General features: G+C 63.2%; 12 protein-coding genes. 5 read left to right on the top strand and 7 right to left on the bottom strand.

Annotated elements, in window-relative coordinates; translation table 11 throughout:
* The first annotated feature begins 227 nt into the window (after nucleotides 1–227).
* The gene (gene hflX, locus H0921_RS12205; RefSeq protein WP_194538659.1) at nucleotides 228–1529 is read left to right on the top strand and encodes a GTPase HflX; all 1302 of its coding nucleotides are present in this window, start codon (nucleotides 228–230) and stop codon (nucleotides 1527–1529) included.
* Nucleotides 1530–1755: 226 nt separating this feature from the next.
* Here hflX and typA read toward each other — a convergent pair whose 3' ends face one another.
* On the bottom strand, nucleotides 1756–3612 hold the full coding sequence (gene typA, locus H0921_RS12200) for a translational GTPase TypA (RefSeq protein WP_194538657.1): 1857 nt from the start codon (nucleotides 3610–3612) through the stop codon (nucleotides 1756–1758).
* A 375-nt stretch (nucleotides 3613–3987) separates the two neighbouring features.
* Here typA and H0921_RS12195 point away from each other — a divergent pair, with 375 nt between their 5' ends.
* Nucleotides 3988–4506 carry a SixA phosphatase family protein gene (locus H0921_RS12195; RefSeq protein WP_194538477.1) on the top strand — a complete coding sequence of 173 codons (519 nt, stop codon included), beginning with the start codon at nucleotides 3988–3990 and terminating at the stop codon, nucleotides 4504–4506.
* 156 nt (nucleotides 4507–4662) lie between these two features.
* Here H0921_RS12195 and H0921_RS12190 read toward each other — a convergent pair whose 3' ends face one another.
* Both H0921_RS12190 and H0921_RS12185 read right to left on the bottom strand, forming a co-directional pair.
* Nucleotides 4663–5187, bottom strand: coding sequence for a 3-hydroxyacyl-ACP dehydratase FabZ family protein (locus H0921_RS12190; protein ID WP_194538475.1), 525 nt, complete (start codon nucleotides 5185–5187; stop codon nucleotides 4663–4665).
* Nucleotides 5188–5450: 263 nt separating this feature from the next.
* Complete coding sequence (locus tag H0921_RS12185; protein ID WP_194538473.1) at nucleotides 5451–6395, bottom strand: HAD family hydrolase; 945 nt, start codon at nucleotides 6393–6395, stop codon at nucleotides 5451–5453.
* Nucleotides 6396–6548: 153 nt separating this feature from the next.
* Here H0921_RS12185 and H0921_RS12180 point away from each other — a divergent pair, with 153 nt between their 5' ends.
* On the top strand, nucleotides 6549–7004 hold the full coding sequence (locus tag H0921_RS12180; RefSeq protein WP_194538472.1) for a ferritin-like domain-containing protein: 456 nt from the start codon (nucleotides 6549–6551) through the stop codon (nucleotides 7002–7004).
* A 155-nt stretch (nucleotides 7005–7159) separates the two neighbouring features.
* On the top strand, nucleotides 7160–7702 hold the full coding sequence (gene tsaE / locus H0921_RS12175; RefSeq protein WP_194538470.1) for a tRNA (adenosine(37)-N6)-threonylcarbamoyltransferase complex ATPase subunit type 1 TsaE: 543 nt from the start codon (nucleotides 7160–7162) through the stop codon (nucleotides 7700–7702).
* A 143-nt stretch (nucleotides 7703–7845) separates the two neighbouring features.
* On the opposite strand, the gene H0921_RS12170 is transcribed toward tsaE, so the two are convergent.
* Together H0921_RS12170 and prfB are read right to left on the bottom strand one after the other, a co-directional pair.
* Nucleotides 7846–8952 carry a ketopantoate reductase family protein gene (locus H0921_RS12170; protein WP_194538459.1) on the bottom strand — a complete coding sequence of 369 codons (1107 nt, stop codon included), beginning with the start codon at nucleotides 8950–8952 and terminating at the stop codon, nucleotides 7846–7848.
* Between the two features lie 92 nt (nucleotides 8953–9044).
* A protein-coding gene (gene prfB, locus H0921_RS12165; protein ID WP_194538655.1) for a peptide chain release factor 2 occupies nucleotides 9045–10185 on the bottom strand; the annotation gives its coding sequence in 2 pieces (ribosomal slippage) (nucleotides 9045–10112 and nucleotides 10114–10185; 1140 coding nt in all).
* A 293-nt stretch (nucleotides 10186–10478) separates the two neighbouring features.
* Between prfB and H0921_RS12160 the strand changes: the two genes are divergently transcribed.
* Complete coding sequence (locus H0921_RS12160; protein WP_194538457.1) at nucleotides 10479–11213, top strand: SDR family oxidoreductase; 735 nt, start codon at nucleotides 10479–10481, stop codon at nucleotides 11211–11213.
* Nucleotides 11214–11421: 208 nt separating this feature from the next.
* Here H0921_RS12160 and H0921_RS12155 read toward each other — a convergent pair whose 3' ends face one another.
* Nucleotides 11422–12333 (bottom strand): ABC transporter ATP-binding protein, encoded by a 912-nt coding sequence (locus H0921_RS12155; RefSeq protein ID WP_228499540.1) that lies wholly within the window; start codon nucleotides 12331–12333, stop codon nucleotides 11422–11424.
* 701 nt (nucleotides 12334–13034) lie between these two features.
* Nucleotides 13035–14069 (bottom strand): SMC-Scp complex subunit ScpB, encoded by a 1035-nt coding sequence (locus H0921_RS17955; RefSeq protein ID WP_228499537.1) that lies wholly within the window; start codon nucleotides 14067–14069, stop codon nucleotides 13035–13037.
* Between the last annotated feature and the right edge of the window lie 107 nt (nucleotides 14070–14176).

The raw sequence follows: 14176 nt of genomic DNA, 5'->3' as shown, positions 1-14176 counted from the left end.
ACGCTCTCGTTCCACCCAAGCCCGCACTGCCCTAGCTCCCACCGGCTTAGGTGCAGCGCGGTTTGTTTTTGCCCACCGCCAGGCAAGGCGAGCGGTTCCCTCCGCCGGTTTTTTGCTTGCAATCGTCGCCGGCGAATGGCATAGAATGGATTAGACGATAAGGAAGCACATTGCCGGAGAACGATCCCGCCTGAAGCGACGGAAGATTTTTCGAGGAGACGCTCGCCATCAGCAAATCGTTTGAGACGCAACGGAACGGTTGGACAGCATCCGGGGAGCGTGCCATTCTGGTCAGCGTGGCTCTGCCGCATCGTCCTTGGCCGACTTCGGACCCGTGCGATGAAATCCGCGGTTTGGCTGAGACAGCCGGGGCCGTCATTGTGGGCGAGCTGACCCAGAAGCGCCAGGAGATCGAGGTTTCCACCTACATCGGGGCTGGTAAACTCCGCGAGCTAAAGGACCTGGTGGTGGCGCGCGACGCGGATGTGGTCATTTTCGACAACGACTTGTCACCCGCCCAGGTGCGCAATCTGGAAAAGGAGCTGGGGGTCAAGGTTCTGGATCGCAGCGAGGTGATCCTGGACATTTTCGCCAGCCGGGCACGCACGGTGGAGGCCCGCTTGCAGGTGGAGCTGGCCCAGTTGGAATACTCCCTGCCCCGCCTGAAGCGGATGTGGACGCACTTGAGCCGGCAGACAGGCGGCGGGATCGGCTTGCGCGGTCCGGGCGAAACCCAGTTGGAAACCGACCGGCGCCTGGTGGCCGAACGCATCCGCGACCTCAAGGCCCGCCTGGCTGTGGTCCTGGCACGCAAGGAGCGGGAGGTGCAAAGCCGGCGGCGGGAATACACCGTCTCGCTGGTGGGTTACACCAATGCGGGCAAATCCCATCTCATGAACGCTTTGACCGGCGCGGGCGTGTATGTCAAAAACCAGTTGTTCTCAACGCTGGACACGCGCACGCGGCGCTGGCACATCCCCCATTGGGGCCGCGTCCTGCTCTCCGACACGGTCGGCTTCATCCGGGACCTGCCGCACCATCTCGTGGCCTCCTTCCGGGCGACCCTGGCGGAAGCCCGCCATGCCCGTCTGCTGCTCCATGTGGTGGATGCCAGCAACCCGCAGGCAGAGCAGCAGATCGACGCGGTCACGGCGGTGCTCAAGGAACTGGGTTGCAGCAATCAGCCAACACTCCTGGTGCTCAACAAGATCGACCGCCTGGAGGATCGGTCCCGTTTGCGGCTGCTGGAAGGCCGGCATCCCCGCTGCGTCGCGGTCAGCGCTCTGACTGGGGAGGGACTCGATCAACTGGCCGACATGGTCGTGGAAATGCTGGCGGAAGACTTCGCCGAGGCCGAGATCATCACTAGCGCGGGCAACGGCAAAGTCCTGGCTTACCTCAACGCCCACGCCGAGGTATATCGCCAGGAGTTCCACGACGAAGCCAACGAGGTGCGGCTGCACTGCCATCTCCCGCGTCGGCTTTTACAACAGCTCCGCGATCCGTCCGTGCGCATCCGCCTGCTCTGAAGCCGGGTGATCGTGGCATTCCCTGCCCTCTCCGCCGGTCGCCGGTGCCTGGCCATCCCGTGCCTGCCGTTTCTCCCCGACTCGCCGTTTTTCCGACGGAAAGGAAAGACGCATCCAGAAAGTGACAGTTCATTGACGTGGTGACGCCATTCCCCCAGCGTGATGATGCTATCCCCCTGGTGCGGCAGTGCCTCTCGCTCCACCGCCGCAGGCAGTTCGTGCTCTGTCAGGCATGTCCTTCCACCGCGGTCTTCTGACGGGCGTATTTTTTGCGCTCGGATTCCTTGAGGTGGATTTTGCGCAGGCGGATGGACTTGGGAGTGATTTCCACCAATTCATCCTCTTCGATGTACTCCAGGGCGGCTTCCAGGGCGAAGACGCGCGGCGGTTTGAGCACGGTTTTGATCTCCGCCGTGGAGCTGCGGATGTTGGTTAGTTTCTTCTCACGGCAGATGTTGACTGGCAGGTCATTATCCCGGCAGTGTTCGCCGACGATCTGCCCTTCGTAGACCGGTTGCATAGGTGCGACGAAGAGGGTGCCCCGTTCCTGGAGGCTTTCGATGGCGTAGGCGGTGGCTTTGCCGGTTTCCGTGCTGACCATGACGCCGGTGGGCCGTCCGGGAATAGTGCCCTTGAGGGGGCGATATTCCAGGAAGTTGTGGTGTAGAGTGGCGGTACCGTTGGTGGCAGTCAGGAGGCGGGTGCGCAGGCCGATCAGGCCGCGGGCGGGGATGTGGAAGCTCAACTGAGTCGTGCTGCCGTGACTTTCCATCTTCTGGCATTCGCCCCCGCGCGGTTGCACCAGGGCCATGACGGCGCCGACGTGCTCGTTGGGCACTTCGATGACCAGGTCTTCATACGGTTCGCACTGGCGGCCGTTGATTTCCTTGAGGATGACCCGCGGCTTGCCCACCGCTAGTTCGGACCCTTCCCGCCGGATGGTCTCCAGCAGCACGCCCAGATGCAACAGACCTCGTCCGGAGACGATAAACTCGCTTTCCCGCTCGCCGGGGCGCACCCGCAGGGCGACATTGTGGTGCAATTCTTTTTCCAGGCGGTCGCGCAATTCGCGGCTGGTCAGCGGCTTGCCCTCCTGACCGGCGAAGGGCGAGTCGTTGATGCGGAAGAGCATGTCCAGCGTCGGTTCGTCGATGGCCAGCGGGGGCAAGGGGCGGGGGGATTCGGGATCGCAGATGGTATCGCCGATTTCTGCATCTTCCAGGCCGACCAGGGCGCAGATATCGCCGGCCTGAATCTCCTCGACTTCCCGCTGGCCGAGGCGATCGAATTCGAGCACTTGGACCACGGTATCGCTGAGGATGCGGCCATCGGCCTGTCGGACGATCGCCACTTTTTGGTTCTTCCGTACTCGCCCGGCAAAGACGCGTCCTACGACAATTTTGCCCACATACTCGCTGTATTGCAGGGCGGTCACCTGCATCTGCAAGGGGGCGTCCACGTCCACTACCGGCGCGGGCACGTAGTCGAGCAGGGCTTGGAAGAGGGGCTTGAGGTCCACAGCAGGGACGGACAGGTCGGCGGTGGCCACGCCATTGCGGCCGCTAGCATAGATCACCGGGAAATTCGCCTGCTCGTCATCGGCCCCCAACTCGATGAACAGGTCGAAGACCTGGGCATACACTTCGCCGATGCGGGCGTCCGGCCGGTCGATCTTGTTGATGATCACGATCGGTTTGAGGCCGGCGGCAAATGCCTTGCGCAGCACGAAGCGGGTCTGAGGCAGCGGCCCTTCGGCAGCGTCCACGAGCAGAAAGGCCCCGTCGGCCATTTTGAGCACCCGCTCCACTTCCCCGCCAAAGTCGGCGTGGCCCGGCGTGTCAATCAGGTTCACCTTCACGCCGCCCAGACGGATGCCGCAATTCTTCGCAAAGATCGTGATGCCGCGCTCCCGTTCCTGATCATAGGAATCCATGATCAAGCCGTGCTGGCCTCCAACCAGGCGGTCCAGTTCCTCCGGGCGGAATTGTCCGCACTGCCGCAGCATCTGATCCACCAGCGTGGTTTTGCCGTGGTCCACATGGGCGATGACGGCCACATTGCGCAAATCGTGACGTGTGATCATCATGGTCTGGATGCACTTCCCTCCAGTTCCTCGCAGTCCGGTCGCTATAGCAGTCCGGTCGCCGTAGCAGTCCGGTCGCTATAATGAAGTCCTCGGAGTTAGTGTAGCCGGCGGCTGGTTCCGGCCTATGCTCTGCTCTGGCCGCACCTAACTTCGGCTGCACTTTCCGCCGAGGCCGTCCCAGCCCTGGGAACTCCGGCTGCCTTTTCGCGGGACATCGCATTATAGCGGGCTGAAGCGGGAAAGCGAGTAGCCTGGCCCTGGAGGCAGCATCGCAGCCGTGGCGGGAAGCCGGAATGCTCGGAGGTCTATCCTGGGGTCTGGGATGCGCCGTCCTGGAAGACAGAGGCTTGTTCGCCCACCACGGGAACGCCTATGTGGATATATTTGATCCGTCATGCGGAAGCAGAAGCATTGGGCAGCGGCACGGCCCAGCGGGATTTTGACCGCCCGCTGACCGCCCAAGGCCAGGAGCAAGCCCGTGCCTTGGCCCGCACCTTGCACAAGCGCGGAATTGTGCTCGATGCCGTAGCTTCTAGCCCGCTGGTGCGTGCTCACCAAACGGCGGTGGCTCTGCTGGAAGTGCTGGCTCCCGGCTTGCGCCCCGTCACCTGTGATGAACTGGCCATCGATGTCTGGAAGCCCGGCAAGCTGTCCGACTTTCTGGCAAACCTGCCGCCATTAGGCCCCCGCCTTCCGGAACGGAGGGAAAAAGCCGTCGCCGCCGTCGGCCACATGCCTCAACTCGCCCATTACCTCGACTGGCTGCTCGGTATTGACAAGAGCAATTTAACCCTGGAGAAAGCGGGGGCTGCTTGCATCCGCTGCGATGGAGAGCCGCGCCGCGGCAACGGCCAGCTCCTGTGGCTGGTGACCCCGCTGTGGTACGACTGAACGCCGGACCGATACCGCCTCTGTTTCTGGGCCTTCCTGCGGATCGGGCCAGGCTCCCGGAATGCGACGGAAGCAGCCGGAACCAGCATATCGGCTCTCAACTCTCCAGGTTCAGCGTCGGCCTCTGCCAGTCTCCCGCCGGCTGCCAGCTCCGCTTTACGTTCCTTGCAATTGGGCCAGGGGACCGATCGGCATACCGCTGACCTGAGTCTCAAAGGCCCGCTCACTACCGACCAGGCCGAGCACATGGAAGCGGGTCAGGCGGCGGTGGACCTTCAGACCCGTACCGACGAGGACGAGCCGTTCGCCGGGCCGCACGGGGCGCACGAAGCGGGCCTCATCCAAAGCGCCGAGAGCGACCAACATTCCCGCATCGCCGATCTTTTGGCTCGTGTAATAGTAAGCCGCCAGTTGGGCCGCCGCTTCGCACATCAAGACGCCGGGAAAGAGCGGATAGCCCGGCATGTGCCCCCGTACCCAGAACTCATCCGCCCGGACATCCTTGTAGCCGACGATCCGGTGCCGCTGCCGATCCACATACACAATCGCCGTCAGCATCTCGAACTCGTAGCGGTGAGGATTGACGGCGCGGATCGCCTCGATGTCCGCGATGGGATGCGCGAAGTCCAAACCGCGGATCAGCTCCAGGGCGCTCTCCAGAGTCTGGACATCCACCGTCATGGGTAAGAACTCCTTTCTAACATCTGTCGTCCACCAGACAAGTTGCTCCTCCAGAAAAAGCGGAAAGATAGGGGGGAAACCATCCCGCGTCAGGGAAGGTTTTCCGGGGAGAACACGGAGGAGGCCGCCGGATGGGTTCAAAACAGGCGTCAGGCCGCGATGAGCGTCGTTCAACCGTCATGGTTCAGGGAAACATTCCGCTGTTGTGGTTCAAGGGAGCATTCCTCCATACCAGGGTCAAGGGAATGTTCTGCCGTTGGGGGTCAAGGGAGCAATTCCAGCACTTGGGGCAACTCGGTGATGAGGGCATCGGGCCGCAGGGCCGGGTCTTTGAGCTGCTCTGGTGTGGCCACCAGGCTGTGGCGATCGCCAGCAAAGAGGGCGGTGCGGAAGCCGAGGCGTTTGGCCGGGGCGATGTCGCGGGTCAGATGGGAACCCACGTGCAACACTTGGGACGGCTCCAGGCCGTGGCGGGCGAGGGCTTGCAGGGCGGCTCGGAAGAGCGTCTCGGAGGGCTTCTTCGCCCGTTTCTCCGCAGAGAGGATGCGCAGAGACGGCGGGACCCACTCATCGAGTGCCGCCTGGGGGTCTTCCAGACGCAAGCAGCGCTGCAACTGCCCCGGCGTGAAGCATTGGCCATCGGCGAGCAATCCCTGGGCCAGGCCGCGCCGGTGCAGCTCCCGCAGGGTTGCCGCCGCCTGGGGATACGGCCCGACTCCCTGAATGCTGGCGTGATAGAAATAGGCGATCTTCTGCACATAGTCCCCCAGGCTGCCGTAGATCGCCACATCGAAGGTGTACTCTTTCTGCTGGAGTTTTTTGACGATGTCGTCCCAGATGCGCTCCGCCGGCACTTCCGGGTAGCGCTCCGTACCGCTTAGTTGCAGCATTTGCAGGGCCTTGCGGAACAGCTCACGCAGGTAAGCCGAAGGCGCTCCTGGCTTGCGGCTCATGGAGTGCCACATCTTGAACTCCTTGATCACCTTGTCCAGAGCAGCCTCGGTGACGAAGTCCTGCGGATGCTCGAACAGCAACTCCCCCTGGGGAATCGCCACGAGGGTCCCGTACACCGTCCACATCACCCCACGAATGGGCAGCTTGCGCAGCGCTGGGCGGGCCTTGACCGGCTCGATCCGGGGGGCAGCCGGCCAGACCAGGTCCGGACGTTCGTGAATCCGCTCGATATACTGCTCCAAGGTCAATGGCATAAATGTCCCCAGACTCTAGGAAACGGCGGTCCCACATCGTACCCTAACAGTACCAGTCGCCGGGGGCAAGCAGAACTGCGGCCTCGTTGGAGCAGATGGCAGCTCCGGCGCCCTTCTTGCCGGCGGAACTGGCTTCCAGAGGAGGAAATCCCCATGGCCAGCAAACAGGAAATCATTCAAGCCCTCGTGAATGCTTACAACAAGGAAGTCGAAACCATCATTAACTATCTTTCGCTGAGCATCGATCTCGATGGAGTGCGAGCCGAGTTTATCAAACAAGCGCTCGCCGCCGACATCACCGGGGAGCTGGATCATGCCCGCCGCCTCGGCGCCCGCATCAAGCAACTGGGCGGCCAGATTCCCGGAAGTCTGGGCTTGAAACTGGAGCAAACCTACCTGCAACCTCCCAAGGATACCACGGATGTGATCAGCGTCATCCGCGGCGTGCTGGAAGCCGAAAATGACGCCATCCGCACCTACAATGCGATCATCGATCTCTCCGAGAAAGGGCGGGACTTCGTGACGCAGGAGCTAGCCATCGACATCCTCGGCGACGAGGAAAGCCACCGCCAGCAATTCGAGGGGTTCCTCAAGGAATACACGAAGTAGTTCCCGATCGTGGCGGTACGATTTTGCCACCGCCTCCAGGATTGGCCGGTCCCCTCGCTCGTGTCCAGCGGGGCGGCGGAATTTCCCCTTATTTGCCGCTGGTTCCGCCTCGATGAGGGGTGTTATTTGGTTTTGGTCCACAGGCAACGCTGGCCATGTCTGAGCCGAGCTTGACGCTGGAGTGGCCCGACGAGGCCGCCACCCTGGCCTGGGGCCGCCGCCTGGGCCAGCTTCTGTTTCCGGGGGCCGTTGTGGCTCTGGTCGGGCCGCTGGGTGCCGGCAAAACCACCCTGGTACGAGCCATTGCCGAAGGGCTGAACATTCCTAATCCCGCCTGGGTCACCAGTCCCACCTTTGTGCTTTTGCAACATTATCCCGCTCGCCTGACCATTCACCACTGCGACGCCTACCGCCTCCAGAGCGCCGAGGAGCTTTGGGAGGCCGGCATCGATGAGGTTCTCTCCGGCGAGGGGGTCTGCCTGATCGAATGGGCAGACAAGGTGTCGGCCTTGCTCCCGGCGGAGCACCTGTGGATCGAATTGCATCCCACCCCGTCCGGAGGTCGGTGCGTCCGCCTCGTGCCCCACGGGCCTCGCCACAGCGCCTTGCTGGAGCGGTGGTTGTCCTCATCCGAGCCGCCGGGGCCGCCTTCCGCCAACTCGCAGGAATCACCCTCCGCCAACTTGCAAGGAGAGTGAATCGCCGACTGACACAGGCAGTGGCACACCGATGGATACATCGTGAGAATTGCACGTTGTTGTTGAAGCGGCTGCCAAAGAGAACAACATTCACCCCAGTTCAGGGTTTGGAGAGAACACCATTCACCCCCGTTCACAGGGGGTCAGGCGTTTGGGACGCTCCTGAGCGGATGGGGTACGGCGTGGCCGCCTTTCTGGGACAACAGGGACAGGAGCGGTTCGACGAGGACGGGATGGGGACGGAGGCGGCAGGCGGCAGCCTGTTGCAGCAACTCGTAAAGGACAGTGTTGAGAGGCGCGGGAACGCCCGCCTGTCGGGCCAGATGCAGCAAGGCGCCGGTGTAGGCATCGACTTCAGTTCGGCCGCGGGTCAGATCGCCGCTCATGGAGCAGTAGGTGCCGCGGAGGGAACGGGCAAAGAACGGGGCGAGCAGGGCGACCAGCGGGCGGCAGCGGAGCACGCGGGCGACGAGAGGGGGCGGAAGCGGTCCGAGCCAACCCAAACGAACTCCTGCCTGGCACAAGATGCGGTAGTTCTCCCGGAGCAGGGCGATGAACAGCCGGCGCAGGGCGGGGTGTTCCAGCAGGGCGGCATTATCGACTCCTGCCAGAGTGGCCAGCGGGGCGATGGCGGCGTTGTACCAGAGCTTGGCGGCCTGAATGGGCCGGATGTCGTCCTTCCAGCGAACGTGCAAGTGGCCGGAGCGCCGCAAGGCCGTCACCAGGGCTGCTGCACTTTCCCCGCGGTCTGAGCCATCCCCGCGGCGGATACCATTCCCGTGATCTGGACCATTTCCGCGGCTTGGGCCGTCTCCCTCTGGGCCATGCCGCCGGCCCACATACAGCGGTCCCCGGCGGGTGATCCGGGCAGCCGGTTCCTCCTGCTGGGCTTGAGCGACAAATGCCGCGATGCCTGCGTAGGAGTGGGGAAACGCCTCGAGCGCCGGATCGAGGCCATTCTGGATGGGTAGAAGGGGGATGCGCGGGTTCAGGCGTTCCAGTACAACGGGATTGTCGTAGCACTTGGTGCAGAGGATGACCCAGCGGTCTGGCCGCGGCTGCCAGCGGTCGAAGAGCAGGAACTCCGCGGGACGGGGCGGCTCCGTTCCGAGGCGCACACCGTGGCGGTTCCCGGCGGCTACTTTGTGTGCGTCCTTTTCCACGAAGCGGACGGGGACTCCCCCAGCCAGCAGGGCATAACCGACCGTCACGCCGATCGCCCCGGCTCCGACAACATCGACGGCTTCCATACCCTCTCCTGACGGCGGCCGGCCCGGTGGAGACACCGCGGCTCATTTTTTCCAAGGAAAGCGGCAGGCAGCTCCCAGTTCACCGCGGCTCATCATTTTTTCGCCCCCACGAGAGGAGCCGAGCGGCTCTGCCGGGTGGCTTTGTGGCGCAAATAAGCCTGCATGAAGGGATCGAAGTTGCCGTCGAGGACATCCTGGACGGCGGGGGTTTTGACGTCGATCCCCTCCCGTTCATCCCGCACGAGCGTGTAGGGATGCAGGACGTAGCTACGGATTTGCGAGCCGAAGGCGATCTCCCCCTTGGCGTCGTAGTGTTTGACCAGGTCGCCCAGCCGTTTCTGTTCCTCGATGGCATAAAGGCGGCTTTTGAGGAGGCGCAGGGCGTTTTCCTTGTTCTGATGTTGGCTGCGAGCGGTGCGGCTTTCGGCCCGGATTCCCGTTGGCTTGTGGATCAGGCGCACCCCGGATTGGGTCTTGTTCTGGTGCTGTCCGCCGGGGCCGCCGGAGGCAAACGTCTGGACTTCGAGGTCTTCATCCCGGATGACAATCTCGATGTCGTCGGGCAATTCGGGCAGCACATCTACCGCGGCGAAGGAAGTCTGGCGGGTGTCTCCACTGCCGAAGGGACTGATGCGGACGAGGCGGTGGACGCCGATCTCGCTTTGCATGTAGCCGTAGGCATACGGTCCGACGATCTTGAAGGAGACGCTTTGGATGCCCCCTTCCAGGTTCGGCTCCTCATCCACATCTTCGATGGTGTAGCCGTGGCGTTGGGCCCAGCGGACGTAAGCGCGGTAGAGCATCTCGGCCCAGTCGCAGGCGTCCGTTCCTCCGGCTCCCGGCTTGATGGACACCAGAGCGTTGGCCGCATCATGTTTGCCGCTCATCATGGTCTGCAACTCAAAGGCTTCGTATTGTTTCTCGGCCTTGTCGAGCAAGGCAGCCCATTCCGCCTCCAGGGAGGGGTCTTCTGCGGCCAACTCCATCATCGCCTGCAAGTCGCCGAGGCTGCTTTGCAGCTCTTCGTAGGGCCGGAGCAGGGCGTTGATCGCCTTGAGCTGCTGAATCACGCTGCGGGCTTTCTCCGGTTGGCTCCAGAAATCCGGCTCGCTCTGCCGGGCTTCGAGCTGTTCACGTTCGGCAAGTCGGGCCGGCAGGTCAAAGAGAGTCCCGTAACTGCTGCAAGCGGGCAGTCAGTTCTTCGGTCCTGCGGCGCAGTTCGGGAGAAACGATCATGGTAACGTCCTAACCTCCAAGGGAAAAACAAGCGGGGATGCTGGGCGGCGGGATTTTGTCCGGCGGCCATCCCGCCCCGATCCGGAGCCATTCCCACGGTTAGAGTGTAGCATAGCGAAAAGGGATGCGGCACCCAAGAGCAACTGCCGCGAGGCGGTCGGCCAGCGGTCCAGGACCAGAGTAGCTGCTGGACGGATTGCAGGCGGCCCAGGAGCAGGAGACCGCGGGGTAACCGCATCTCACCAGCACCGGAATCAGAACGGGGGGCTTGCGGCCCCAGGAGACAGCCTATGGGTCAGTTCACGGATCGGGTGGTGGTCATCACGGGGGGTGGTTCGGGAGTGGGCAAGGCGACGGCCGCCCTGTTCCTGCAAGCGGGCGCCCAGGTGGTCATCGCCGGGCGCGATGCGGCCAAGTTGGCGGCCGCGGCTCAGGAGCTGCAAGGGGGGGATGCCCTCTTGTTCCTGCCCACGGACGTCACCGACCCGCAGCAATGCCGCCGCCTCATCGAGCGGGCCACCGCAGACTTCGGCCGGGTCGATATCCTCGTCAACAACGCCGGGGCCAACATCAAGGCACGCACCTGCCGCGAATTGACCCCCGAAGTCTGGGACATGATGATCCGCACCAACCTCAACGGCGCTTTCTATTGCACGCAGGCGGTCCTGCCCCAGATGCTGGCCCGGCGCGACGGCCTCATTATCAACGTGGTTTCCGTGGCGGGCAAGCGGGCCAACCCCCTCGGCGGAGCCGCCTACGTGGCCGCCAAGTTCGGCATGGGAGCCTTCGGCCTGGTCCTCGCCAACGAAGAAAAAGACAGCGGCATCCGCGTCTCCAACATCTACCCCGGCGAAATCGACACCCCCATCCTCGAACACCGCCCCAAACCGGTCACGCCGGAACAACGCGCCGTCATCCTCAAACCGGAGGACGTGGCCCAAACCATCCTCTTCGTCGCCAGCTTGCCCCCGCGGGTGTCCATCCCGGAGCTGGTCATCAAACCCACCGTCCAACCCTACTGGTGAAGCCGGTTTGCCCGACCCGGTAACTCTGTCGGGTGGATAAAACCGGTTTTCCGCGGACGGGAAGCCCACTCCCTAATCTTCACGGTTTTCCGAAAGAAGCAAGGTCTTCCAGAGAAGTCCGAAACATCAGTTTCCAAGGCCGAAACCAAGAGGAGGCTGCCATCTACAAGGAGACCGCCAATCACAAGAGGAGGCCGGACCAACAGGATCAACTGGAGAGGGGCAGCTTGGGGGGAAATTGCAAGTGCAGGCGCGGGCCTTTCTTGTAGTGAAGCGGCAGGGGGGTGTGTTCGTAGACAGAGGAAGAGGAACGGGTAGGAGCGGTGCCATCGTTCCGCAGCCGGCCGTCTGCCAGTTCCAGGACCCGATCGGCGAAGGGGATCAGGCGGGGATCATGGGTGACAACCAGGACCATTGCTCCCCGCTGGCGGGCGCACTGGCAGAGGAGTTGCATGGCGAGTTGGCCGTTGTCCCAATCCAGGGCGGCGGTCGGTTCATCCGCGAAGATGAAGGTGGGATTTTTCACCAGGGCGCGGCCAATGGCCACCCGTTGCTTCTCCCCGCCGGACAGCTCTGCCGGGCGCAGATGGGCGCGGTGGGTCAGTCCGAGCTGCCCAAGGACCGCCTCAGCCCGCTTCCGGGCCTCGCGCGGCGAACACCCTTCCCCCCACTTCAAAACAATTTCCAGTTGTTCGCGGGCCGTCAAAGCCGGGAAAAGATTGTACCCCTGGAAGATGTAAGAACAGTGGCGCAGACGGAAACGCTCCAGTTCCTCTTCGGGAAGCCGCCAAATATCCCGGCCCAGGGCGAAGACCTGGCCCCGGTCGGGACGCAGCAGTCCGGAGAGGACCGCCAGCAAGGTGGATTTGCCCGAGCCGCTCGGCCCCATCAACAGGTGGACTTCCCCCTGCCGCAGATCCAGGCTCACGCGATCCAGCGCCACGGCCCGCGTCTGACCGTTGCCAAAGGTGCGGGTCAAATGCCGGGCCGTCAGACAAATCGCGCCACGCGGAAGGGGGGGAGGCTCACCTAGACTCCAGCGCGCACCCTCAACCGAACCTGCGGAACGCTGCCACCATTTCCACTTCCACCACGTACTCCAACTCATTGGACGGCTCATGCATCACACTCCCGCTGGCGAACTCCTGTGGGGCGACACACACGGACCGAAGGGGTATCCTGCTGGGGCGAAGGCAGCCAGGAGATTGGTCTGCCCTGGCCTCCGCCGCCCAGTACCACACCCCCTCCCTCGCACAGGGGGCATCCTTTCCACCTTGCCTCCTTCCATCCGCAGAACCGGTCGCTGCGCTCCGGTTGGGTGGGATGAGCCAGTCGCTGGACTTCGCCTTGCTCCGTCTCTCGGCGGCTGTCCAAAAGCTGGCCACATCGTGTAACTTCGTTAGTAATGCGACAAATCCCCCTCGATGGCAAGAAAAAAATCCCCAAACTCTTCAATTTTTTTCTCAGCAATTTTTCCCGCACCGCTCCCCTTTTCCCCTCCGACCTCTTCCTCGGTCCCCTTTTTTCCGCCGAACCCACGTCGTCACCTTTTTCCCCTCCTTTGCCCTTTCCCCTCCCTTTGCCCTTTCCCTAGTGATAGTCCTTCATCTCTCTCCCGATCCCTGGGTGTCGCCAGGACCGACTTTTCTACCCACACAACGGAGAGAGTCAGCCATCCTTGCGCCGGGACAAGCCCTATTGGGGCTGGTCAAGGGGACAGGCTGGTCAAGGAGACGGAACACGAGGCAAAGGTCCGACGATCCGGTATCCGCGGGAAAGCGCAAGTCGGCGGAGGAATTGCCCAGGTCGATCAGAAATTGGTCAGGTGTCAGTGGCCAGGCGGGGAAGATCGTCCAGGGAGGTTAGGCCGAAGAAGCGGAGGAAACGGGGGGTAGTCCCGTAGCGGACGGCCTGAGTCAGAGTGCTGGGATGAGGCTGGGGGGCGGGAACCTCCGCGGCGGGAGACTCCGGTCCGGGGGAGTCTAGCTGTTTCGCCGTTCGGGGGTTGGCAGTGGGAGTTTCGGCCGCCGGGGATTCTGCGGACGGGGAGTAGGCCGTGGGGGCTTCGCTCGCCGGGGAGGGGAGGCTTTCCCCACGGTGCAGCATCGTGATCAGGCCGAGGCGGAGGAGTTGGCGGAGTTGGGGGCCGCTCTCCTGACCGCGCAGGGCGTCCACTTCAGCTTTGGTCAGCGGCTGGCGATAGGCGACAATGGCCAGCACATCCAGGGCCGCCTGGGATAGGCGCACGGTGCGTGGCCCGCCATAGAGCCGCTCCCGCAGGTGCTGATACGCCGGCAATAGCGTCAGGACGAAACCGTCCTCGCGGGGAACGATTGCATACGGCCGCTTCTGCCGCCGATAGCGGCGATTTAGGGCGTGGAGCGCCTGGTGAAACCGTTCCTCCGTCAGTCCCCGGATCGCCGAGGCCGCGGTCGCGGGAGTCAGAGGCGGCCCCCCTACAAAGAGCATCGCTTCCAGAATCTGCTCGACCGTGGGATGAGGAGGAGAATCCCCCTTGCTTCCACCATCGCATTTTTTTTCGGAGGAAGAAGGGGGATTTTGCGAAGCGGAAGGCTGAGGAGAAAAGGCTGAAGACGGTGCGCCGGGAGCGGACAGAGAAGCGGAAGGGGCAGTGGTCTCCGGGGTTTTAGCCGCCGTCCTGGAGGAGCTAGCCTCGCCAGCCACCTCTTCTTCCACCGCTCCAGGTTCTTCTACCGCCCAAGGTAAAGAGTCCTGCACATCCAGTTCCCACTCGACGAGTGCCGGCGCTGGAGAAGGATCGCCGGACGGCGGGGGCGGCGCGGAATCGGACGGCTGCTGGGAGCGGTCCGGCTCGAAAGCGTCATCGGGAATCATGGCCAGTCGCGTTCCGGGAATAAACCCGATTTCCGTCTCCCACTCGTTCTCCCCTCTTTCCGCTCCAGGGCTGGCTCTTGCCTTCCCCTGGCGATGGCGCGATTTCC

Origin of the sequence: Thermogemmata fonticola (assembly GCF_013694095.1) — a bacterium.
Lineage (GTDB): Bacteria > Planctomycetota > Planctomycetia > Gemmatales > Gemmataceae > Thermogemmata > Thermogemmata fonticola.
Note: the sequence above shows the minus strand (reverse complement) of the source record. Positions and strands in the feature narration are given on the sequence as shown.

Bases quoted from the DNA above. Each gene is read 5' to 3' on its own strand.
- H0921_RS17955 (WP_228499537.1), bottom strand. From the start codon at position 14,069: ATGATTCCCGATGACGCTTTCGAGCCGGACCGCTCCCAGCAGCCGTCC.
- H0921_RS12195 (WP_194538477.1), top strand. From the start codon at position 3,988: ATGTGGATATATTTGATCCGTCATGCGGAAGCAGAAGCATTGGGCAGC.
- H0921_RS12180 (WP_194538472.1), top strand. From the start codon at position 6,549: ATGGCCAGCAAACAGGAAATCATTCAAGCCCTCGTGAATGCTTACAAC.
- H0921_RS12155 (WP_228499540.1), bottom strand. From the start codon at position 12,333: ATGAGCCGTCCAATGAGTTGGAGTACGTGGTGGAAGTGGAAATGGTGG.
- typA (WP_194538657.1), bottom strand. From the start codon at position 3,612: ATGATCACACGTCACGATTTGCGCAATGTGGCCGTCATCGCCCATGTG.
- H0921_RS12190 (WP_194538475.1), bottom strand. From the start codon at position 5,187: ATGACGGTGGATGTCCAGACTCTGGAGAGCGCCCTGGAGCTGATCCGC.
- H0921_RS12185 (WP_194538473.1), bottom strand. From the start codon at position 6,395: ATGCCATTGACCTTGGAGCAGTATATCGAGCGGATTCACGAACGTCCG.
- tsaE (WP_194538470.1), top strand. From the start codon at position 7,160: ATGTCTGAGCCGAGCTTGACGCTGGAGTGGCCCGACGAGGCCGCCACC.
- H0921_RS12160 (WP_194538457.1), top strand. From the start codon at position 10,479: ATGGGTCAGTTCACGGATCGGGTGGTGGTCATCACGGGGGGTGGTTCG.
- H0921_RS12170 (WP_194538459.1), bottom strand. From the start codon at position 8,952: ATGGAAGCCGTCGATGTTGTCGGAGCCGGGGCGATCGGCGTGACGGTC.